24 protein-coding genes are annotated in these 20,439 nt (G+C 73.3%); 12 read left to right on the top strand and 12 right to left on the bottom strand.

Features of this window, described 5'->3' with window-relative positions:
• Positions 1–64: 64 nt before the first annotated feature.
• Both ACFC1F_RS14795 and ACFC1F_RS14790 read right to left on the bottom strand, forming a co-directional pair.
• Positions 65–1,393 (bottom strand): alpha/beta hydrolase, encoded by a 1,329-nt coding sequence (locus tag ACFC1F_RS14795; RefSeq protein ID WP_376158409.1) that lies wholly within the window; start codon positions 1,391–1,393, stop codon positions 65–67.
• Positions 1,394–1,581: 188 nt separating this feature from the next.
• Positions 1,582–2,082, bottom strand: a complete 501-nt coding sequence (locus ACFC1F_RS14790) for an Lrp/AsnC family transcriptional regulator (protein WP_376158407.1) — start codon at positions 2,080–2,082, stop codon at positions 1,582–1,584.
• A 94-nt stretch (positions 2,083–2,176) separates the two neighbouring features.
• On the opposite strand from ACFC1F_RS14790, the gene ACFC1F_RS14785 reads away from it, so the two are divergent.
• From ACFC1F_RS14785 to ACFC1F_RS14770, 4 genes are all read left to right on the top strand, one after another.
• Positions 2,177–3,040: a TIGR03619 family F420-dependent LLM class oxidoreductase gene (locus tag ACFC1F_RS14785; protein WP_376158405.1), complete on the top strand. Its 864-nt coding sequence runs from the start codon at positions 2,177–2,179 to the stop codon at positions 3,038–3,040.
• Positions 3,037–3,465: a nucleoside deaminase gene (locus tag ACFC1F_RS14780; protein WP_376158403.1), complete on the top strand. Its 429-nt coding sequence runs from the start codon at positions 3,037–3,039 to the stop codon at positions 3,463–3,465. Before ACFC1F_RS14785 ends, ACFC1F_RS14780 begins: the two co-directional genes overlap by 4 nt.
• 408 nt (positions 3,466–3,873) lie before the next feature.
• Positions 3,874–5,349: a hypothetical protein gene (locus ACFC1F_RS14775; protein ID WP_376158401.1), complete on the top strand. Its 1,476-nt coding sequence runs from the start codon at positions 3,874–3,876 to the stop codon at positions 5,347–5,349.
• Positions 5,350–5,608: 259 nt separating this feature from the next.
• On the top strand, positions 5,609–6,136 hold the full coding sequence (locus tag ACFC1F_RS14770) for an STM3941 family protein (RefSeq protein ID WP_376158399.1): 528 nt from the start codon (positions 5,609–5,611) through the stop codon (positions 6,134–6,136).
• A 145-nt stretch (positions 6,137–6,281) separates the two neighbouring features.
• Here the strand turns inward: ACFC1F_RS14770 and ACFC1F_RS14765 are convergent, their stop codons facing one another.
• Both ACFC1F_RS14765 and ACFC1F_RS14760 read right to left on the bottom strand, forming a co-directional pair.
• Positions 6,282–6,659, bottom strand: coding sequence for a VOC family protein (locus ACFC1F_RS14765; RefSeq protein WP_376158397.1), 378 nt, complete (start codon positions 6,657–6,659; stop codon positions 6,282–6,284).
• Between the two features lie 161 nt (positions 6,660–6,820).
• Positions 6,821–7,333, bottom strand: a complete 513-nt coding sequence (locus ACFC1F_RS14760) for a GNAT family N-acetyltransferase (protein ID WP_376158395.1) — start codon at positions 7,331–7,333, stop codon at positions 6,821–6,823.
• 87 nt (positions 7,334–7,420) lie between these two features.
• Between ACFC1F_RS14760 and ACFC1F_RS14755 the strand changes: the two genes are divergently transcribed.
• Positions 7,421–8,551 carry a hypothetical protein gene (locus ACFC1F_RS14755; protein WP_376158393.1) on the top strand — a complete coding sequence of 377 codons (1,131 nt, stop codon included), beginning with the start codon at positions 7,421–7,423 and terminating at the stop codon, positions 8,549–8,551.
• A 168-nt stretch (positions 8,552–8,719) separates the two neighbouring features.
• On the opposite strand, the gene ACFC1F_RS14750 is transcribed toward ACFC1F_RS14755, so the two are convergent.
• Positions 8,720–9,178 (bottom strand): SRPBCC domain-containing protein, encoded by a 459-nt coding sequence (locus tag ACFC1F_RS14750; RefSeq protein WP_376158391.1) that lies wholly within the window; start codon positions 9,176–9,178, stop codon positions 8,720–8,722.
• A gap of 148 nt (positions 9,179–9,326) precedes the next feature.
• A complete protein-coding gene (locus tag ACFC1F_RS14745; protein ID WP_376158389.1) occupies positions 9,327–9,653 on the bottom strand; it encodes a rhodanese-like domain-containing protein in 327 nt (108 codons plus the stop codon).
• A gap of 38 nt (positions 9,654–9,691) precedes the next feature.
• Between ACFC1F_RS14745 and ACFC1F_RS14740 the strand changes: the two genes are divergently transcribed.
• Positions 9,692–10,420, top strand: coding sequence for a TetR/AcrR family transcriptional regulator (locus ACFC1F_RS14740; protein WP_376158387.1), 729 nt, complete (start codon positions 9,692–9,694; stop codon positions 10,418–10,420).
• Between the two features lie 8 nt (positions 10,421–10,428).
• On the opposite strand, the gene ACFC1F_RS14735 is transcribed toward ACFC1F_RS14740, so the two are convergent.
• The 3 genes from ACFC1F_RS14735 to ACFC1F_RS14725 all read right to left on the bottom strand — a co-directional run bounded on the left by ACFC1F_RS14735 (position 10,429) and on the right by ACFC1F_RS14725 (position 12,108).
• A complete protein-coding gene (locus tag ACFC1F_RS14735; protein ID WP_245205384.1) occupies positions 10,429–10,788 on the bottom strand; it encodes a nuclear transport factor 2 family protein in 360 nt (119 codons plus the stop codon).
• A 128-nt stretch (positions 10,789–10,916) separates the two neighbouring features.
• A complete protein-coding gene (locus ACFC1F_RS14730) occupies positions 10,917–11,834 on the bottom strand; it encodes a cation diffusion facilitator family transporter (protein WP_376158385.1) in 918 nt (305 codons plus the stop codon).
• 1 nt (position 11,835) lies between these two features.
• The gene (locus ACFC1F_RS14725) at positions 11,836–12,108 is read right to left on the bottom strand and encodes a helix-turn-helix transcriptional regulator (protein ID WP_162002581.1); all 273 of its coding nucleotides are present in this window, start codon (positions 12,106–12,108) and stop codon (positions 11,836–11,838) included.
• Between the two features lie 264 nt (positions 12,109–12,372).
• Here ACFC1F_RS14725 and ACFC1F_RS14720 point away from each other — a divergent pair, with 264 nt between their 5' ends.
• Entirely contained in the window at positions 12,373–12,792 is a 420-nt protein-coding gene (locus tag ACFC1F_RS14720; RefSeq protein ID WP_209414480.1) for a molybdopterin-binding protein, read from the top strand.
• Between the two features lie 112 nt (positions 12,793–12,904).
• Here the strand turns inward: ACFC1F_RS14720 and ACFC1F_RS14715 are convergent, their stop codons facing one another.
• On the bottom strand, positions 12,905–13,354 hold the full coding sequence (locus tag ACFC1F_RS14715) for a molybdopterin-dependent oxidoreductase (RefSeq protein WP_376158382.1): 450 nt from the start codon (positions 13,352–13,354) through the stop codon (positions 12,905–12,907).
• Between the two features lie 486 nt (positions 13,355–13,840).
• On the opposite strand from ACFC1F_RS14715, the gene ACFC1F_RS14710 reads away from it, so the two are divergent.
• The 3 genes from ACFC1F_RS14710 (at position 13,841) to ACFC1F_RS14700 (ending at position 17,361) form a co-directional block, all read left to right on the top strand.
• Positions 13,841–15,340, top strand: a complete 1,500-nt coding sequence (locus ACFC1F_RS14710) for a PucR family transcriptional regulator (protein WP_376158380.1) — start codon at positions 13,841–13,843, stop codon at positions 15,338–15,340.
• Positions 15,341–15,559: 219 nt separating this feature from the next.
• Positions 15,560–15,934 (top strand): YciI family protein, encoded by a 375-nt coding sequence (locus tag ACFC1F_RS14705; protein WP_376158378.1) that lies wholly within the window; start codon positions 15,560–15,562, stop codon positions 15,932–15,934.
• Positions 15,935–16,002: 68 nt separating this feature from the next.
• Positions 16,003–17,361 (top strand): RNA polymerase sigma factor, encoded by a 1,359-nt coding sequence (locus ACFC1F_RS14700; protein ID WP_376158376.1) that lies wholly within the window; start codon positions 16,003–16,005, stop codon positions 17,359–17,361.
• Here the strand turns inward: ACFC1F_RS14700 and ACFC1F_RS14695 are convergent.
• Positions 17,327–17,761, bottom strand: coding sequence for a MarR family winged helix-turn-helix transcriptional regulator (locus tag ACFC1F_RS14695; RefSeq protein WP_376158493.1), 435 nt, complete (start codon positions 17,759–17,761; stop codon positions 17,327–17,329). The genes ACFC1F_RS14700 and ACFC1F_RS14695 overlap by 35 nt on opposite strands.
• Before the next feature lie 225 nt (positions 17,762–17,986).
• Here ACFC1F_RS14695 and ACFC1F_RS14690 point away from each other — a divergent pair, with 225 nt between their 5' ends.
• On the top strand, positions 17,987–18,769 hold the full coding sequence (locus ACFC1F_RS14690; protein ID WP_376158374.1) for a dioxygenase: 783 nt from the start codon (positions 17,987–17,989) through the stop codon (positions 18,767–18,769).
• Between the two features lie 104 nt (positions 18,770–18,873).
• Here ACFC1F_RS14690 and ACFC1F_RS14685 read toward each other — a convergent pair whose 3' ends face one another.
• On the bottom strand, positions 18,874–19,518 hold the full coding sequence (locus ACFC1F_RS14685; protein WP_376158372.1) for an NAD(P)-dependent oxidoreductase: 645 nt from the start codon (positions 19,516–19,518) through the stop codon (positions 18,874–18,876).
• A gap of 492 nt (positions 19,519–20,010) precedes the next feature.
• On the opposite strand from ACFC1F_RS14685, the gene ACFC1F_RS14680 reads away from it, so the two are divergent.
• Positions 20,011–20,403 carry a peptidoglycan-binding protein gene (locus ACFC1F_RS14680; protein ID WP_376158370.1) on the top strand — a complete coding sequence of 131 codons (393 nt, stop codon included), beginning with the start codon at positions 20,011–20,013 and terminating at the stop codon, positions 20,401–20,403.
• Positions 20,404–20,439: the final 36 nt, after the last annotated feature.

Genomic DNA, 20,439 nt, shown 5'->3' with positions numbered 1-20,439 from the left:
CCTGCCCCCACACCCGCGCTCGGGGCACGGGAGTGTGGGCGGCCGCGCGCGGCGGTCCCCCTGCCTACCGGGCCGGGATGATCCCGGTCAGCCACTTGAAGGTCGGGACGACCAGCGGCTTCCAGGTCGACGTGAGGTGGGCGCCGGTGGTCTCGACGGGGGTGATGCTGGTGGGGCTCTTGGCGGCCTGCTGGAGGGCGGTCGCGTCCTCCAGGCCGTCGCCGCGCTTGCCCGTCACGTAGAGCGCGACGTTCGGCGGGGTGGGGGCGTGGGTGAGGATGTAGAGCGGGTTGGCGGTCTCGCGCAGCTTCGGGTCCTTGGCGGTCAGCGAGACGGGCTCGCCGGCCGGGTCGTTGTAGCCCGACATGCTGACCGCCGCACGGTAGCGGTTGGGGTGGGACAGGGCGAGGCGGGTGGCGCAGTGGGCGCCGGCCGAGTAGCCGGACAGGGCCCAGCGGTCGGCGGTGGTGTCGGCCCGGAAGTTGTCCATGACCATCTGCGGCACGTCACGCGAGAGCCAGGTGTCGGCGTTGACCTTGCCCGGGACGTCGGCGCAGCCCGTGTCGGTCTGGCCGAGGAGGGTGACGCGTGGCGAGACCAGGATGAAGGGCGTCACCTGCCCTGACTTCATGAGTGGTTCGAGTTGCTTGGTCGCGTCCATGGTCTCGCCGAACCAGGCGCTGGAGGATCCCGGGTAGCCGACGAGCAGCTCGACCACCGGGAAGGTCTTGTCCTTGTACGCGGGGTCGTCGTACTGCGGGGGCGTCCAGACCAGGACCTCGCCGTCGACGCCGGAGAGTTTGCCCTTGAGGTCGGCCTGCTTCACGCTCCTGGGCACGGCGTCGGAGTCGGGCGTGTGGAAGGCCTGCGGGACCTTGGGCGCGGACGTGGCGGCGGCCCCGGCGGAGGCCCCCGCGGACGCGGCGGCCCGGTCCCCGGCGAGGCCCTCGTCCTTCGGGGGCACGGGGACGGCGCGGACGTGGTTCGAGGTGCCCAGCAGGTCGCCCCAGCTGTCGTAGAGCTGGTTCTCGTTGTTGACCACCACGAACACCAGGGTCACGGCGGTGAACTGACAGAGCAGGATGGTCCCGAAGTAGGAGAGCGCCCGCAGCGGGCCGCGCCACGGCCTGGCGGCCGGCACCGGCCGGCCCGCACCCGGCGCGCCCTGCTGCGTGGCGGGCTCCCCCTGGTCCGGGTTCGGCGCGCCCTGCTCCGCGGCCTGCGGGCCCGAATCGGCGGTGGGCGTGCCCGATTCGGCGCTGGGCTGCGGGTGCTGAGTGCCCGGCAGCCGTCCGAAGACCCCTCTGCCCCGCCACTGCGCCATGGCCAGCGCGAGGGAGCCCACGAACAGCACGATCGTGAGGACGAAGAAGGGAGTGCCAGTCAGGTTCATCGCGTTCCGGTGCCCAGTTCCTGTGCCGCCCGGGCCCGTGTGCCCGGTGACAGGAGAGACAGCAAGGAACGGCCGTTCGGTTGCCCGTTCCTGGGAGCAACCTGGGAGCCCGGGGCGCAGCGGCGGGACGCGGGCCGCGAGGCCGGATCAGCAGGTGGTCCCCGGCGTCGGACTCGGAGCGGCCGGACTCAGAGCGGCCGGGCGTCCACCCGCTGCCCCCGCAGCCCGCGCGGCGCGCCCGGACCGCCCGGACCGCGGAACGGCAGTGTCCGGCTGAGGACGAGATTGGTGGTCGTGCTCCCGAACTGGGCCAGCGCGTCGACGACCTCCTCCAGGTGACCCATCGACGTGGTCGCCACCTTCAGGACGTAACAGTCGTCGCCCGTGGTCCGCAGGCACTCCAGGATCTCCGGGCGTTCATCCACCAGCCGGCGCAGCGGCTCGTGCCGCGTCCCCGGCCCCGGGTACTTCAGCCGGACCACCGCCAGCACCACGTGCCCGGTCCGTTCCAGGTCCACCTCCGCGCGGTACCCGGTGATCACCCCGGCCGCCTCCAGCCGCCGCACCCGCTCCGTCGTCGCCGACGCGCTCAGGTTCACCCGTCGTGCCAGCTCCGTGAACGGGAGCCGGCCGTCCTGCTGGAGCTCGGCGAGGATCGCCCAGTCCGTCTCGTCAAGACTCTCGGTCATCTGCCCAGATTACCGGTGAATCCACGGCCGAACCGCGTCCGAACAGGCCGGAATCCCTTCTGGAGGCCCGGACCGCCTGACTAGCCTTGGCGTCGTGAAGATCGGAGTCAACGTCCTCAACTTCGGCCCCGGCGCGGACCCGGGAGTCCTGCGCAGCTGGGCCCTCACCGTGGAAGGCCTGGGCTTCGACCTGCTGATGGTCTCGGACCACGTCGCCATCACGTCCGACGTCGCCGAGCGCTACCCGGCCCCCTTCTACGAACCGTTCACCACCCTCTCCTGGCTGGCCGGCATCACCACCCGGGTCCGTCTCGGCACGACCGTCCTCATCGCCCCCTACCGGCACCCGCTGCTCACCGCCCGGATGGCCGCCAACCTGAACGAGCTGAGCGACGGCCGGCTGGTCCTCGGCGTGGGGGTGGGCTGGGCCCGGCAGGAGTTCGCCGCCCTCGGCATCCCCTTCGAGCGCCGCGGACGGCTGACCGACGACCACCTCCGGGCCGTCCGGGCCGCCTGGGCGGACACCGCCGCCTACGGAAGCCGGCGGATTCCCGTCTGGGTCGGCGGCAACAGCGAGGCGGGCCTGCGCCGGGCCGTGCGGCTCGGGGACGCCTGGCACCCGTTGCGCTGCACCATGCCGGTGCTGCGCGAGTCCGTGGCCAGGCTCAAGGAGCTCGCGGACGAACAGCAGCTCCCCGTACCCGCCTTCGCGCCCCGGATCGCGCTCAAGCCCACCGCGACGACCCTCGACGGGCCGCAGCGGCTCGCAGGGGAGGGCACGATCGACCAGATCATGGCCGACCTCGACCAACTGCGGCTGCTGGGCGCCGACACCGTCGTCCTCGACCCCTACGGCGGCGACCCCCGCGAAACCCTCCACCCCGAGACGGCCTGGCGGTCACTCGCCACGGTGGCCGCGCAGTTCCACCCACCCCGCACCCGTACGGAGCACTCATGACCACCCCCGACGACCACCCCCTCCTCCGGCGAGCCATCGCGCTCGCGGCCGAGGCACGCGCGAGCGGCAACCCGCCGTACGGATCGCTGCTGGCCGGGCCGGACGGCGCCGTACTGGCCGAGGAGCGCAACACGACCCTCACCGACCGGGACATCACCGCGCACCCGGAGCTGAAGCTGGCGCGCTGGGCCGCACGGGAGCTGGACGCCGTCACGGCGGCGCGGACCACGATGTACACCAGCTGCCAGCCGTGCGGGATGTGCGAGGCCGTCATCCAGCAGGCGGGCCTGCAGCGGGTGGTGTTCGCGCTGTCCGGCGAACAGCTCCTGGCCATCCGTCCGGGCAGCGGCCGCCGGCCCGTCCCGCAGGACGGCCCGGCACTGCACGACGAGGTGCGGGCGGTGGTGGAGGGGTACTACCGCTGACCCGGCAGCAGGGCGGGGGCGGCGGCAGGTCGGCCGGGCACGACGGCGGCACAACGGGCCGTCACGACGGCGGCACGACGGACGGGCACGACGGCGGCACAACGGATCGGCACCGGCCGCAACGACGGACCGGCCCGGCCGGCCGCCTCACGGACACGCCGGCCGTTCACCGGGCGCGGGGGGCTCGGTGAACGGCCGGCGCCGCTTGTCCCACGCCGGGCGCGCCCACCTGGTGCACTGGTCCCGGGACGCACTCGGGACCACGGCCTCATGCCCCCCGTCCTGGCGAATTCCTAACGTGAGAGCACGCGTTGGGCAGTCACCCCGGGTAACCGGACGACACCTCACGCGGACCGGGCCGGACTTCCGGCCCGGGAGTTCCGACAGCGAAGCACTGGAGGATCCCAGATGAGTTGGAACCAATTCACGCTCTCCTCGGCCGGCAGCTCGGACCTGTCGAGCCGGGTGGCCGCGGTCTCCCGGATCGACGGCAGCATGGAGGTCTGGTGGGTCGCGCCGAACGGCTCGGTCCAGGGGGCCTACTGGTACGACGGTTCGCCGTGGAAGCGCTACGAGCTGGCGCCCGCCGGAAGCGCCTCCGTCAACGGCGGAATCGCCGCCGTCTCGCGCATCCCCGGCAGCATGGAGGTCTGGTTCATCGGGGCCAACGGCTCGGTGCAGGACCGCTACTGGTACGAGGGCTCCACCTGGCAGGCCTTCGAACTCGCACCCCCCGGCAGCGCCTCCGTCAACGGCGGAATCGCCGCCGTCTCCCGCATCCCCGGCAGCATGGAGGTCTGGTTCATCGGGGCCAACGGCTCGGTGCAGGACCACTACTGGTACGAGGGCTCCACCTGGCAGGCCTTCGAACTCTCCTCCGCCGGCACCGCGTCGACCATCGGCGGCATCGCCGCGGTCTCGCGCATCCCCGGCAGCATGGAGGTCTTCTTCGTCGGCGGGAACGGCTCGGTGCAGGACCGCTACTGGTACGAGGGCTCCACCTGGCAGGCCTTCGAGCTCTCGCCGCCCAACAGTGCGTCCAGCACCAGCGGCGTCGCGGCGGTCTCGCGCATCCCGGGCAGCATGGAGGTGTGGTTCGTCGGGCCCAACGGCTCGGTGCAGGACCGCTACTGGTACGAGGGCTCCACCTGGCAGGCCTTCGAACTCGCGCCCGCCGGCAGCGCCTCCACCCACACCGGAATCGCCGCCGTCTCCCGCATCCCCGGCAGCATGGAGATGTGGTTCGTCGGGCCCAACGGCTCGGTGCAGGACCGCTACTGGTACGAGGGCTCCACCTGGCAGGCCTTCGAACTCGCACCCCCCGGCAGCGCCTCCGTCACCAGCGGAATCGCCGCCGTCTCCCGTATCCCCGGCAGCATGGAGATGTGGTTCGTCGGCGGCGACGCCTCCGTCCAGGACCACTACTGGTACGACACGTCGAGCAAGAACTTCGACCAGGACCTCACGACCGACATCGCCATCGGGGGCTCGGCGCACGTCGTGATGAGGCAGGACGGCTTCTTCTCGTTCAACACGCACGCCCACGACAGCGGTTTCGACAACATCGACTACACGATCTCCGCCGCCGTGCTGACGCCGGACGGAACCGTCTTCACCTTCCAGCACTCCGGTCACACCGAAGGAACCGTGGCCGGCCTGCCCTTCGGCACCCCCGACCGGAACGACGACTTCACGTTCACCGGCAACAACCCGCAGATCACCGCGAAGTGGGACGGCATCCTCAACGGCACCTTCAAGGCCGACATGCAGGCGACCGACACCCTCGCGGCCGGCATCACGGGAGCCCTCGGCGACCTCGTGAAGGCGGTCCTGGCCGCGGCGGGCAAGGCCGCGGCCGACGCGGTCGTCAAGCTCGTCTCCTGACCGGACCCGACCCGGCCTGATCCGATCCGGCCCGACTCGCCCCGGCCTGATCCGACCCGACCTGACCCGACCTGACCCGACCTGACAGCCCCGACGCACGGGCCCGGTTCCTCCCCAGGAGCCGGGCCCGTGCCCACGTCAGGTCAGTGCGACGCCCCCGGCGCCCGGAGCGGGCCGCGGACGTCGCGCCTGCGCCGTACACCGGTCGGCGCCGCACCGCGGTGGCGGCCCGGCCTGGGGGGCCGGTACCTTGTGCCGCGTGATCGACGAGACGGCGGCCCTCCCACCCACCGTGTACGCGTCCTCCCGGCCTCGGGCGGCCCTGCACCTGGCCGGCGCGGCGGCGTTCGTGGCAGTGGGCGCCGCCATGATGATGTCCCCCTCGGTCCTGTTCATGCTCATCGGCGCACTCAGCGTGACGTTCTTCGGGGCCTGCGCGGTGGGGCTGACGGGCCGTCTCGTCCGGCGCCGGCCCGAGCTCGTACTGGACGCGGCCGGGCTGGAGCACGTCCAGGTGGGGCGGATCGCCTGGAACGAGATCGCCGAGGTCCGGGTCCGGGCGGTCAACACCGGCTCCGCCTTCACTCCGTACATGGTCGAGCTGGTCCTGCACGACCCCGCCGGGTACCTGGTCCGCGCGCCGTGGATCGCCCGGGCGAACGCCCGCATGGGCTACCGCCCGTCGTTCTCGACCAACACCCTTCCGGTCGATCACCGCACGATCGCCGACGCCATGCTCCGCCACCGGCCGGACCTGACCGTCCGCATCTGGGGCAGGCGACCGTAGGAGCGAGGCGGAGGACGCCCGAGCGGCGCAGCCCCGTCCCGTCACCCGTCACTTGTCACCCCGTCACTCGTCAGCCCGTCATCCCGTGCCCGGCCGGCGCACGGCCATACGGTGGCGGTCGACCACAGGGAGCGGTCCCGAACCGTCAGATCGGGTTGAGGCGCGCCTTGAGCAGGCAGAACTCATTGCCCTCGGGGTCGGCGAGTACGTGCCAGTGCTCGTTGCCGGTCTGGCCGATGTCGGCCCGGCGCGCCCCGAGTGCCAGGAGGCGTTCGAGCTCGGCGTCCTGATCGCGGTCGGTGGGGTTGACGTCGATGTGCAGCCGGGACTTGCCCTGCTCCGGCTCGTCCCTGCGGCTGAAGAAGATCGTGGGCTGCGGACCGCCGAACCCTTCCGGCGTCCCGATCTCCACGCAGCCCTCCTCCCGGCCGACCACGACGTAGCCCAGGACCTCGCACCAGAACTGCGCCAACAGTTCGGGGTCGCGGCAACCGAGCACGAGCTCACCGATACGACATGCCATGGACGAAACCTGCTCTCAGCGTGGGAACTTCCGGGGCGGCCGGACGCGGAGCCCGTGGGCTCCCCGCTGTGCGAACGCGGTCGAGACCGTACCGAATGGGGCGAGCAGGCGCGAGGGGTTTTGGGGCGCGGTAGGGCGGTAGAGGCGTTTCCGCCAGTCCGCTAGACGAGTTCGTCGGCGAGCAGGTCCATCAGCAGATTGTCGTGCCAGGTGCCGTCCGGTCCGCGTTCGTACTGGCGCATCGTCCCGACCGGGCGGAATCCGACCTTCTCGTAGCAGCGGATCGCCGCCGTGTTGTCCGCCGCCGGGTCGATGATCAGGCGATGGTAGTGGCGGTCGGCGACGAGGTGGCGGGCGAGGGTGCGGACGGCGTCCGTGCCGAGGCCGTGGCCGTGGTGGGCCGGGTCGAGGTAGATGTCGATGCCGGCGTGCCGGTACTCGTCGTCGTTCTCGGCGTACCACTGGATCGCGCCGGCCACCTGGCCCCCCACCACGACCACCAGGGTCTCGGTGTCCGGCTCCTTGAGGTCGGTGGCGACGGCGTCGGCGAGGTCGTCGCCACCCCGCCAGCGGGCGTACACCTCGGGCGTGGAGCGAATGGCCACGAGGGCCGGGATGTCGTCGCCGGTGGCCGGGCGGAGCGTGACGTGGGTGCCGTGCAGAATCGTCCCCATATGGGGCATGTTTCCACGGAAGAGGGTGTTCGGCGAGCCTATTTCCGCGTTGCGCGCGCGGCCTCCCGGCAGGGAGGATTCGCCGCTGTGGATCTTATTTTCGGCCTGGTCTTCATCACGCTCACCTGCGTCGCGCTGCACGACCAGCCCTTCCGCCGGCTCGCCCAGAGGTGGGCGCGGACCAGCTTCGACCCCACGGCGTACGGCCTGGCTCCGCGCGCGCAGCTGGACCCGGAGCGCGCCGGCCCGCCGATGTCCGCCGAGCTGCGCAGGGAGGCCCAGGCGATCGCCGACGCCGCCTGGGACGGGGACTGGCGGCCCGCCGCCGCGTACGTGGCCGGGGCCGGGCGGTCCTGGGACGAGCGCTGGTCGCGACTCGAACTGCTGACGGAGATCGCGGACTCGGGCGACGCCTGGCTGACGGCCTGGCGGATCGCCGATCCGAACTGCTGCGACGCGGCCACGCTGGAGGCCAAGCTGCTGGTGCGCCGCGCGTGGGCGATCCGCGGTTCCGGGTTCGCCCACGAGGTGCCGCCCGAGAACATGGCGAGGTTCCGGGAACTGCTGCCGGCCGCGATCGAGGCCGCACGGCGGGCCGCGCTGCTCTCCTCGGAGGACCCGGGGCCGTGGGTGGTCATGGTGACGGCGGCACGCGGGGCGCAGTACACGCCCGAGCAGTTCGCGCCGCTCTGGGCCGGGTTGGCCGAGCGGGCGCCGCACCACTACGAGGGGCACTGGCAGGGCATGCAGTACTGGTGCGCCAAGTGGTACGGCTCGGACCGGGAGATGCTGGCGTTCGCCGAGCGGGCCATGGACGCCGCACCGGCGGGCAGCCCGCTGCCCGGGATCTACCTGCACGCGGTCCACGAACTGGCGAAGCGCAACGCAGCCGGGAAGCTGCTGGCCTCGGCGCAGGCGAAGCGCCGGCTGAGGGCGGTCGCGGCGGCTCTGGCGACCGTGCCGCCGGACGATCCGCACCTGCCCGCACTGCGACACCTGCTCGCCTCCTTCTTCTACACCTCGGGCCTGTACGCGCCCGCACTGGAACAGTTCCGGCTGCTCGGACCCTGGTGCGGCGCCGCCCCGTGGACCGCGGCCGAGGATCCGGCGGCGGAGTTCGACCTCGCACGCGGGGTGTCGGTGAAGCGGGCCAGGGCCCGTCCGCTGCCGCGGGAGACGGGCCCGGTCAAGAGCGCAACCCATCGCCACGGCGGGTGATCGTTCCGGTCCCGGGACGCACGCGGGACGCCCCGTCCCCTCCCGCGCCGGGCTCCCGAGACGCCGGCAGGGTTCAAGGGTGCCGCTCCTGCTCGGCAGCGGCGACCTCCGCCTCCGCCGCTTCCACCGCCCGCCCTCCGGAGGCCCGTTCGCCGTCGTTCGCGCCGGTCATGCTTCCGCAGGTTCGAACCTCTCACGCAGCTGGTCGAGCTTGCCCGGCCAGTTCCGGCCGTTGGCGCGGTGACGGTCCGCCACCTCGTCGGCCGAAAGGCCGAGTTGGGCGAAGCCGCTCTCGACCATCGTGAGCCTGGTGCCTCCCGTGGCCTGGTCCACGGCCAGCGTGAACTCGACGAGTGTGGCGTTGGAGGGGGTCGGCTCCTCACCGGCGGCGCCCTGGGACCAGCGCCAGGAGAAGACGCTCGGCGGCTCGACCGTCTCGACGCGGGCCGGGATCGTGCCGTGAACACCGTGGTCGAAGATCAGTACGCCACCGGGGCGCAGTTCGACCTTGACGGGATCTCCGCTGCCGAACCAGCCTCCCAGGAAGGCGGGTTCGGTCAGCACCGACCAGACCCGCTCCGGGGTGGCATTGATGACGACGGTGCGTTCGATCGTGTCGGGGATCATTGAGACCTCATCTCGTCCGGATGTGCCACCCAACGGTTGCACATCCGAATCCCCATGCGCAACCAGAGAGTTGCGCATGGGGTCGAGCAAGGCGGCCCACCGAAGGACGCCGGGCACCGAACGCCAGGCGCGGGGAGCCGACCCCGGTTCAGGCGGACTCGGTGGGAAGACCGGCGTCGGCCCAATCCTCGATGCCCTCGCGGTACTTGCGGACGTTGGTGTAGCCGAGGGCGGTGAGGCGGTCGGCGACCTGGCCACTGTTGGGGCAGGCCGGGTTGGAGCAGTAGGTGACGATCGCGGCGTCGCGGTCGGGGAGCAGGGTGGGCGCCAGTTCGTCCACATCGGCCCGGACCAGCGCGACGGCGCCGGGCAGGTGCTGCTTGGCGTAGTACTCGCCGCCGAGGGCGTCGACCACGGTCACGGAGCCCGTCTCGATCGCCGCGGCCAGTTCGTCCCGGGTGATGAGTGCAGTCATTGCCGCTACCTCCTAGAGATTCGGACTATAGTCCGGTTATGGCTCACGACAATAACGGACCGCAGTCCGCTTCTGCAATCCCCGGGACCGGCGGGGAGCCCGTAGCACTGGAGCTGCTGCGCACCCCGCCACCCGCCGAACGGGCCGACGCCGCCCGGAACCGGGCCGCCGTCCTGGAGGCCGCCGCCCGGCTGTTCGCGGAGCACGGGGTCGAGGCGGTCTCGATGGACCAGGTGGCGGCGGCGGCCGGGGTCGGCAAGGGCACGCTGTTCCGGCGCTTCGGCGACAAGGCCGGACTCGGGGTGGCCCTGCTGGACGCGCGCGAACGGGCACTCCAGGAGGCGGTCCTGCGCGGGCCCGCACCACTGGGGCCGGGCGCAGCGGACGGCGAAGCGGGCGAGGCGGGCGGGCCGGACACGGCACCCGGCACGGCACCCGGCGAGCGACTGGCGGCGTTCGTGGACGCGTACCTGGACTACCTGCTGGAACACCTCGACCTGGTGCGGATGTCCGAGACGGCCTCGCGCGGGGCCCGCTACCGCATCGGGGCGTACCGGTTCTGGCACCGGCACGTGGCGATCCTGCTCACCCGGGCCGGCGCGGCGGACCCGGAGCACGACGCACACGCCCTGCTCGCGGCACTGGCGGCCGAGCATGTGGCCGCACTGCTACCGGAGTTGGGGGAAGAGCGGATCCGGGCGGGGGCACTCGGCCTGGCCGCCCGGATCGCACCGCAGGCGACAGCAGCAGGTGACAGCAGTAGGTGACGCGGGCGTCAGGCGGCGTACGCCCCGAAGCCCCGGCAGACCAGGCCGTCCCGGAAGGTCAGCGCCTCCGAGACGGCGGTCCCGCGCTCGTTGCGGTAGTTGATGACGACCGTGTCCACCGACACCCGGACGTCCTCCAGCGCGAAGTGCAGGTCCGGCAGCTGCGCCAGCGCCTTGGCCCAGTAGGCGCGCAGGGCCTCCTTGCCGCGCACCTCCCCCGAGGGCTCGCCGATGAACGTGACGATCCTGGGCGAGGCGAAGACGACGTCGTCGGTGTAGTGGGCGAGGACGGCCTCCAGGTCACGGGCGTTCCAGACCGCGACCCACTCCTCGGCGAAACGCTGCGCGAAGGCGTGATCGATACTCATGCGCCCCATCCTTCCCAATCGGTCGCGGCGCGGCAGCAGGACCGCCGACTTCCGGCCGGGTTGGCGAGGTGGCCGGACCGGACGGACACCACTCCCCGCCGGTCGTCCGGCGGGGAGCGGCGGCGTGGTCAGACGTGGACCGGGACCGTGCACAACGGGGTTGTGGCGGGCTCGGGTTGGAGGGTGGTGTGGGCGATGGCGAAGTGGTCGGCGGCGCAGCGGCGGAGGCGGGTGAGCAGGTCGGCGGGGTCGGCGTCGCCGGTGACCACGTGGGCGGTGAGGACGGGCATGCCGGAGGTGATCGTCCAGGCGTGCAGGTCGTGGACCTCCCGGACGGCCGGGTCGGCGAGGAGGTGGGTGCGGACGGCGGCGAGGTCGAGGCCTCTGGGAGTGGCTTCCAGGAGGACGTGCAGGGCGTCGCGGCCGAGCAGGTAGGCGCGGGGCAGGATCATCACGCCGATGAGCAGGGAGGCGATCGGGTCGGCGTACTGCCAGCCGGTGAGCTGGATGACGACGGCGGCGGCGATGGCGGCGACCGAGCCGAGGGCGTCGCCGAGGACTTCGAGGTAGGCGCCGCGCAGGTTCAGGCTGTGGTCCTTGCCACTGCGCAGCAGGGCGACGCCGACCAGGTTGGCGGCAAGGCCGACGAGCGCGACGGTCAGCATCAACCCGCCCCGCACCTCGGCGGGTTGGCCGAAGCGCCGGACGGCCTGGTAGGCGACCCAGGCGAAGACGCCGATCAGCAGGGCGGAGTTGGCGAGGGCGGCGAGGATCTCCAGCCGGTAGTGGCCGAAGGTGCGGCGGAGGGTGGGCGAGCGCTGGGCGACCTGAACGGCGACCAGGGCCAGGGTGACTCCGGAGAGGTCGGTGAGCATGTGGCCGGAGTCGGCGAGCAGGGCGAGACTGCCGGAGAGCAGGCCGCCGACGACCTGGAGGACGAGGACGGTGCCGGTGACGGCGATGGTCAGCAGCATCCGGCGGCGGTACGCGCCGCCGACCGTGGCCGGGGGCCCGGCGGTGTGGCCGACGGTATGGCCGGCTCCCATGTCAGTGCTCCTCTCCGAGGGGCAGGACCGCGGCGAGCAGGTCCCGCAGGGCGTGGGCGAGGCGGTCGTCGGCCAGGTGGTAGCGGGTGCGGCGGCCTTCGGGGACGGTCCGCACCAGGCCGCAGTCGCGCAGGCAGGCGAGGTGGTTGGAGACGTTGGCCCTGGTCAGGCCCAGCTCCTCGGCGAGGTCGGCCGGGTAGTGCGGGGCGGCGAGCAGGGCGAGCAGGATGCGGCGCCGGCTGGTGTCGGCCAGGGCCCTGCCGACGCGCTCCATGGCCGCCTCCTGCGCTTCGGCGGGGAGGTGCGGACTGCGGGTGCTCTCGGCGGTCGGTTCCATGGCCCAACAGTACAGCCAATGCTGAATTCAGCAAGGACTGAACCCACAGAGCAGGCAGATGCGAGCCTGTCCACCACTCGGCCCTGGCAGCTGCGAGAGACCCCCTCAACGCGTGTGACCAGGGATTTTCCGGCCACTAGGGTTGATCACGGCACGATCGGGAACCCCTTGAACCGCGATCGAAAGTACGAGGCACCACCCATGAGCCTGAGCATTCGCAACCAGCTCCCCGGCACCGTCACCGCCGTCACGACCGGCGAGGTCATGGCCACCGTGAAGGTCCGGCTCACCTCCGGGCAGGAGCTCACCGCGGCGGTCACCGTGGACGCCGTGAAGGACCTCGGCCTCGGCGCCGGCAGTGCGGTGCAGGCGCTGGTGAAGTCCACCGAGGTCTCGCTGGCCACCGGCCCGGTCGCCGGACTGAGCATCCGCAACCAGATCCCGGGCACGGTCGCCGAGGTGGCCACCGGCGCCGCGATGGCCGGGGTGAAGGTCGACGTGGCGGACGGCGCGCTGACCGCCGCGATCACCGCCGACGCGGCGGCCGAGCTGGGCCTGGCGGCCGGCTCGCCGGTGGTCGCGCTGATCAAGTCGACGGAGGTCTCGCTCTCGGCCGCGTGATCCTCGGCGGCACCGCCGTCGGCGCGCCACTGACGACACACCGCCGACGGCACGCCACCGACAACACAGCACCGACAGCACAGCGCCGTCGGCAGCCCTCCGACGGCAGCCCTCAGGGAGCGGGCTCCTCCAGCGGACCGAGCCAGACGGCCGTGACCGCACTGACGTAGCGGGCGCCGCAGCGGTCGTCGGGGACGACCAGCTGCGGGCCCGCGGCGTCCAGCGGCGCGCCGTCCATGCTGGTGGCGAGCAGGATGCGCCGGTCCGCGAACTCGGGGTCGATCTCGGCCCAGGAGACGACGGCACGGTGACCGTCGGCGCCGCTGACGGAGAGCAGGAAGCGCAGCCGCTGCTTGCGGCCGGTGAAGTCGATCCGCGGGCCGGCGGCGCGCAGCACGTCCCAGAGGGCCGGACCCTCGTAGCCGTGGCGCTGCTCGCCCTCGGTCAGGCAGTCGAAGCTGACCTCGACCCGGTGGGCGGGCAGCGCGCGCAGCTGTTCGACGGTCAGCTCGGCCGGCCGGTCCAGGTGACCGTGCAGCCGGACTCTGGCGGACGCTCCCATGTGCCACGCTCCTCCCGGACCGCGCCGGTGCGGTCGCCGCGGTCCGGGAGAAGTGCTACCCGAGCCGGAGCCGGGCCATTCGCACATGCGGGCCTGAAAGGAACAATTCAGCCGCAGTTGCGATGGATGAACGCCCCCTGGGGAGGCATCTGCCGAAGGCGGGAGGCCGGAGGCGGAACGCAGGCCCGGGGGCGGAGGGGGCAGGACGCAGACCCGGGGCCGCGAGGGCCGGGCCGCACCCCGAAGGATGCGTGGAGCGGGATGCGGGGCGCACCGGAGGAGACACTGCGGTGCGCCCCACACCGATTCAAGCAAGGCGGCAACGGTGCGGACGACTGGTTCCGGACACCATCCGCGGGGGCTCGCACTGGATGATCCACCAAGGGGGATTACAGGTCATCAGCTTGCATTTACGATGCTCGTGCGCCGGTCGGCCTCGCAGGTGCGATGGCCATGGTCCGGCGCGGAGCACAAGGAGCGAGAGAGATGATCGTCGGAGACCTGCTCGACCTGGACGACCTGCACATCCGGCTGGCCTGGGGCACGCCGGAGCTGCTCGCCCGCCCGGCCACCGGCATCAGCTCCACCGACCTCCAGGACCCGGCCCGCTACCTCCGGCCCGGCGAGCTCGTCCTCACCGGCCTGGTCTGGTGGCAGCCGGCCGACGGCTCCGGCGCGCTCCGCTTCGCCACCGCCCTGCGCAGCGCCGGCGTCGCCGCCCTGCTCGCCGGGGAGGGCACCCACGGCAGCATCCCCGAGAGCCTGGTCGACGCCTGCCGCACCCACGGCATCCCGCTGCTCGCCGTGCCCGCCGGCGTCAGCTTCCGGTCCGTCACCGACCGCGTCTACCTGCGCCTCTGGGGCGACCTCCGGGCCGGCGCCCAGGACACCGCCGCGATACCCGGCACCGTCCGGCGCGAGCTCGCCGAGCTGATGCACGCGGGCACCGCCCCCGCCGAGGTGCTCGCGCACGCGGTGGGGCGGCTCGGGGTACCGGACTGCTCGCTCGCCACGGCCGGCGGGCGGCTCGTCGCCGGGCCGGCGGCGCCGGGCGGGCGGGGCGACCTCGGGCTGCCGGTCGGCCCGCAGGACGGCTCGCCGTTCACCGGGTGGAGGCTGCGGCCGCACGCCCGCGACGCCGCGGCCGAGCCGGTGCTCCAGGGGCTGGCCGAACTGCTCGCCCCGCTCGCCGTCCGCGCCCACGCCGAGGCGGGCGGCCGGCGCCGGACGGCCGGGCACCTGCTGGACGCACTGGCCGGTACGACCGGCGCGGCCGGGGACGGGGGCACCGGCCTCGCCGAAGCCCTGGCCGCCTGCGGGCTACCCACGGGCACGCCGGGTGGCGCACCGCTGGTCGCGGTGGCCGCCCGGATCGACGACGCCCCGCCCGCGTGGGCCGCGCACGCACTCGCCGAGGCACTGCACCCGCTGGACGCCCCGTACGCCGCCGGGACGGACGGCGCCGGCCGGGCCGCCGCCGTGGTCGCCGCGCCCGCCGCACAGGTCGCCGACCGGCTGCGCCGCGCCCGGCCCGCCCTCCAGGCCCGCCTCGGCGGGCGGCGGACCCTGCGCCTCGGCGTCGGCCCGGCCGCGGCGGCCGCGGCGGGCCCGCTGCGGGCGGCCCTGGTCCAGGCCCGGTACCTGCTGGACGGCCCGTCGGGAGCGATCGGCACCGCCGCCGAGCTGGACTCGCTGGCCGGGCTGCTGCGCGGCATCCCGCCCGAGGTCACCGCCGCCTTCCACACCCGCCTGCTGGCCCCGCTCGCCGCCCACGACCGCGACAACGGCGTCTCGCTGCTCGGCACCCTCGCGGCCTTCCTCGACCACGACGGCTCGTGGGCCCGCACCGCCGAGACCCTCTGTATACATGTCAACACCGTCCACTACCGGATCCGCCGCATCGAGGACCTCACCGGCCGCAACCTGGCCCGTCTCCAGGACCGCCTCGACCTCCGCGCGGCCCTGCTCTGCGCCCCGGCCGCCTGAGCCGGGCGGCCCGACCCGGCACTCCTCGCGGGGAGGAACGGCTCCGGCCCCCTGAGCCACGCGGCCCAGCCCGGTACCCCGGGCGGGCAGGGACGGCTCCGGTGGCCGCGGCGGAAATCCCCCGGAAGAATTTCCGGGCGGCTGTCGATCCGGCCGTTCCCCGTTCGACGCAGGGGTGAGAGGCGGGGAACGGCCCCGCCTCCTGACCGAGGAGTCACCATGCCGCGCTTCATGAGCCTCATTCGCATCAACGAGCAGGACGCCCCGAACATGCAGCTCGACGCGGACTTCGAGAAGCGGATGGGGGCGCTGTTCGAGGAGATCACCAAGGCCGGGGTGATGCTCGACACCGCCGGGCTGCTGCCGACCGCCGACGGCACCCGGATCACCTGGCAGAGCGGGAAGCTCAGCTTCACCGACGGGCCGTTCACCGAGACCAAGGAGGTCATCGGCGGCTACGCCATCATGCAGTGCAAGGACAAGGCCGAGGCCCTGGAGTGGACCAAGCGCTTCCTGGAGATCCACCCGGTGAGCTGGACCGTCGGCGCCGAGCTTCGCCAGATCGACGGGGACACCACCCCGCCGGAGGCCTGAGCCCCACACTGAACGCCCCGACTCTCCGCGGCCGTGTTTGCCCTGGTCCCCGGCTGCTGCTCTGATGGGTGGCCGTGAGCGGGAGCAACGCGGCCGTGGCGGTCGAGACGGTGTTCAGGATCGAGTCCGCGCGGATCATCGCCGGTGTCACCCGCATCGTGCGGGACGTGGGCATCGCCGAGGAGCTGGCGCAGGACGCGCTGGTCGCCGCACTGGAGCAGTGGCCGGAGCAGGGTGTCCCGGACCGCCCGGGCGCCTGGCTGATGACCACCGCCAAGCACCGCGCGATCGACCTGGTCCGCCGCAGGGAGACGTACGCGCGCAAGCTCGCCGAGGTCGGTCGGTCGCTGGAGGACGTGCCGCCTCCGGAGCCGGCCGAGCCGGACGACATCGACGACGACCTGCTGCGGCTGATCTTCACCGCCTGCCACCCGGTGCTTTCGGCGCAGGCGCGGATCGCGCTGACGCTGCGGCTGCTGGGCGGGCTGACCACCCAGGAGATCGCCCGCGCGTTCCTGGTGCCCGAGCCGACGGTGGCACAGCGGATCGTCCGGGCCAAGCGGACGCTGGCCACGGCCCGGGTGCCGTTCGAGGTGCCGTACGGGGAGGACCGGGCGGCCCGGCTCTCCTCGGTGCTGGAGGTCGTCTATCTGATCTTCAACGAGGGGTACTCGGCCACCGCCGGCGACGACCTGCTCCGGCCCGCCCTCTGCGAGGACGCGCTGCGGCTGGCCCGGGTACTGGCCGGACTCGCCCCGGACGAGCCCGAGGTGCACGGCCTGGCCGCGCTGCTGGAGTTCCAGGCGTCCCGGACGGCGGCCCGCACCGGCCCCGACGGGCAGCCGGTACTGCTGGCCGACCAGAACCGGACCCGCTGGGACCGGCTGCTGATCCGGCGCGGGTTCGCGGCGCTTCGGCGGGCCGGCACCGGCCCGTACTCGGTGCAGGCCGCGATCGCCGCCTGCCACGCGCGGGCGGTGCGTTACGAGGACACCGACTGGGCGACGATCGCCGCGCTGTACGGGCGGCTGATGGCCCTGACGCCGTCACCGGTGGTGGAGCTGAACCGTGCGGTGGCCGTCTCGATGGCCGACGGCCCGGCGGCCGCCCTGGAGCTGGTGGACGCGCTGGCGGCGGAACCGGCCCTGCACGAGTACCACCTGCTGCCGAGCGTCCGCGGCGACCTGCTGGCACGACTCGGGCGGGCGGCGGAGGCGCGGGCGGAGTTCGAGCGGGCGGCGGCGCTGACCCGCAACGCGCGGGAACGCGCGCTGCTGCTGGACCGGGCGGGAGACACGGACGCGGCCGCGGGCGGGCCTGCCGCGGGCACGGGCGCGGGCACCAGCCCGAGCGCGGGCACGGGCACCGACGCCGGCGCCCGCGGGAGGCCCGCTACGCCCGGTCCTCCAGCCGCAGACGGGCGCTGACCTCGCCGAGGCCATCGGCGAGGACGGCGAGCTGCTCGCGGGTGAGCACGTCGATCAGCAGCTCGCGCACCAGGGCGACGTGCCCGGGGGCGGCCTGGCGCAGCATCTCCCGCCCCTCGTCGGTGAGTTCGGCGAACACGCCGCGCACGTCACTCGGGCAGGAGCGGCGGCCGACCAGGCCCATCCGCTCCAGCTGGGTCACCTGGTAGGTGAGGCCGCTCTTGGAGGTGATCAGCTTCTCCGCCAGTTCGGTCATCCGCAGTGAGCCGGCCGGGGCGGCGGAGAGGTGCACCAGGATCTCGTACTGGGTGTGGGAGAGGCCGGAGTCCTCCTTGAGCTGGCGCTCCAGCCGGCGGTTGAGCAGGTTGCTCGCGGCGACGAAGCCCCGCCAGGCGGCCATCTCCTCCTGGTCGAGCCAGCGCGGGTCGTTCGCGGAACGGGTTTCGCCCACGGAACGGGGACCGCTCGCAGGAGGCGTGCCGTCCGCGGAACGGGGGCCGTTCGCGGGGGGCGTGGAAGGCATGGAGGGCATGGGGGAAGCGTACTCCTGTTGTTCAAATTCGAACCAAGGTGTACCTTCGAGACCGTCGAGGTTTAAATTTGAACTAGTAACCGAGGAGCCGCCATGAGCACCGCCGCCCCCGAGCGCATGCCCGCCCTCTACCTCTCGCACGGCGCGCCGCCGCTCGCCGACGACCCGGTCTGGCCCGGTCAGCTGGCCGCCTGGTCGGCCGACCTGCCGCGCCCGAAGGCGGTCCTGATGGTCTCCGCGCACTGGGAGGAGGCGCCGCTCGCCCTCGGTGCCGTCACCACCGTGCCGCTGGTCTACGACTTCTGGGGCTTCCCCGAGCACTACTACCGGGTCCAGTACGCCGCGCCCGGCGCACCGGAGCTCGCCGAGCGCGTGCGCAAGCTGCTGCGCGCCCCCGGTACGCCCGTCCAGGACATTCCCGACCGTGGGCTCGACCACGGCGCGTACGTCCCCCTGGTGGAGATGTTCCCGGAGGCGGACGTCCCCGTCCTCCAAGTCTCCATGCCCACCCTCGACCCGCAGCGGCTGCTGGAGATCGGCCGCCGGCTCGCCCCGCTGCGCGACGAGGGGGTGCTGATCGTCGGCAGCGGGTTCTTCACCCACAACCTGCGGGCGCTCAGCTCCGACGGCCGGATCAGCTCGGTGATGGCCGAGTTCGACGACTGGGGCCGGCGCGCCCTGGAGGCCGAGGACCTCGACGCGCTGCTCGACTTCGAGCGGAAGGCCCCCGCCGGGCGGCTCGCCCACCCGCGCACCGAGCACTTCGCCCCGCTGTTCGTCACGCTCGGCGCCGGCGAGGCCGACCTCGGCAGCCAGCGCAGCGTGATCGACGGGTTCTGGATGGGGCTCGCGAAGCGCTCGATCCAGCTCGGCTGACGCCCCGCCCGGCCGGCCACCGGCGCCGCGCGGACGAGCCCGGAGGGGCGGGCCCTCCCCCGGCACGCCCCGTGCGGCCCCGACGAGCCCGGTCGGCCGGGCCGTCACACGGCGCCGCAGGTGAACCGCTCGCCGATGTGCTCCGGCTGCTCGACCTCGTCGACCAGGGCGACGGCGTAGTCCGGCACCGAGATCCAGCTCCGGCCCGACGCGTCGGTGAGCGCCTGGTCCAGCCCGGTGCGGTAGCGGCCGGTGCGCTCGCCCGGCACGAGCTCGGCGGCCGGGCTGAGCGCGGTCCAGCGGACGTCCTCGACGGTGCGCAGGTACTCCAGGGCCGCGCCGTGGGCGTGCATCACCCGGAGCAGCCGCTCGGGCACGCCGGGCGCGTCCCAGACCCGGACGCCCGGCGCCGTCTCCAGGCTGCCCGCGCCGCTGACCACGAGCAGCCGGGGCGCCGCGCCGCCGAGCGTCCGCAGGCCCTCGACCAGCGAGCGGGCGGCCGGCTCGATCAGCCCCCGGCGGCCCGGCCCGTCGCCGCCGACGGCGCTCACCAGCACGTCCTGCCCGGCCGCGACACGGGCCACGTCCGCGGGGACGAGCACGTCACCAGGTGCGACCGCGACCTCCCCGGCCCGGTAGCGCGCCGGGTCGCGGACGACGGCCGTGACGTGGTGGCCGCGCGCGACGGCCTCCGCGACGACGGCGGCGCCGACGGTGCCGTTGGCACCGATCACGGCGATTCTGGCCATGGGGGACCTGCCTCTCGGGGCGGGGGGACGTGCGTCCACCAGTAGCACCCGTCGCCCGGGCCCGCCGTGCGGACACGCGGCACGGCCACGCGGACGGCGGCCGCGCGAACGGCGTGCGGCGGGCCGCTGTAACAAACGGGCGGGGGTGGCGCATCCATTTCAAGCCAAGACTTGTCGCCCGGCCCCTCCGGCGGTTGCGGCGGAGCCGCACGTTCCGCCCGGCCGGCGGCACGGGCGGGCGTTCGGTAAAGACCAGGGATGGCCGCAGGCCGTGGGCACCGGGGGGCTCGCCGAAAGCCGACCGAACGACCGGACGGGGATCCGCGCACGACCGGCGGGCGCGGGCACAAAAGCCGAATGTCGCACAACAGTTCGATTCAAGCCAACCGTTCCCGACCCCTTCCCGGACCGCACCGATCGGCGCAGGATTCCGTGCGGCAGGAGAGGCACGGGGCTCCTCCTGCGATCTGTGTGACTGAGGAGTGCTCAACCATGAAGCAGAAGTGGGCCCTTAGGGCCGTCACCCTCACCCTCGGTGCGGGCGCCGTTCTCGGCCTGAGCGTCGGTTCCGCCAATGCCGCGTCCACCCTCCGGGTGGGCAGCAGTGGTTCGGCGGTCACCTGCCTCCAGCAGGGGCTCAACTACGTCGACGGTGCCGGTCTGGACGCCGACGGCCAGTTCGGCCAGCTCACCAAGGGTGCCGTCGTCAACTACCAGTACGGCCACAGCCTCGACCCGGACGGCGTCGTCGGCCCGGCCACCGGCGGCTCGCTCAAGACCAGCGTCCGCCAGGCGTACGACAACGCGCACCACGCCGGCGACTGGGGCACCCAGAACACCCTGGGCGCCTGGATGAACAACTGCAACTGGCAGCTCCCGGGCTGATCACCGACCAGGTGACACCGGGGGGCGGGTTCGCGT

It is taken from the genome of Kitasatospora sp. NPDC056181 (assembly GCF_042266225.1).
GTDB lineage: Bacteria > Actinomycetota > Actinomycetes > Streptomycetales > Streptomycetaceae > Kitasatospora.
This window is presented reverse-complemented; position numbering and strand designations above follow the sequence as displayed.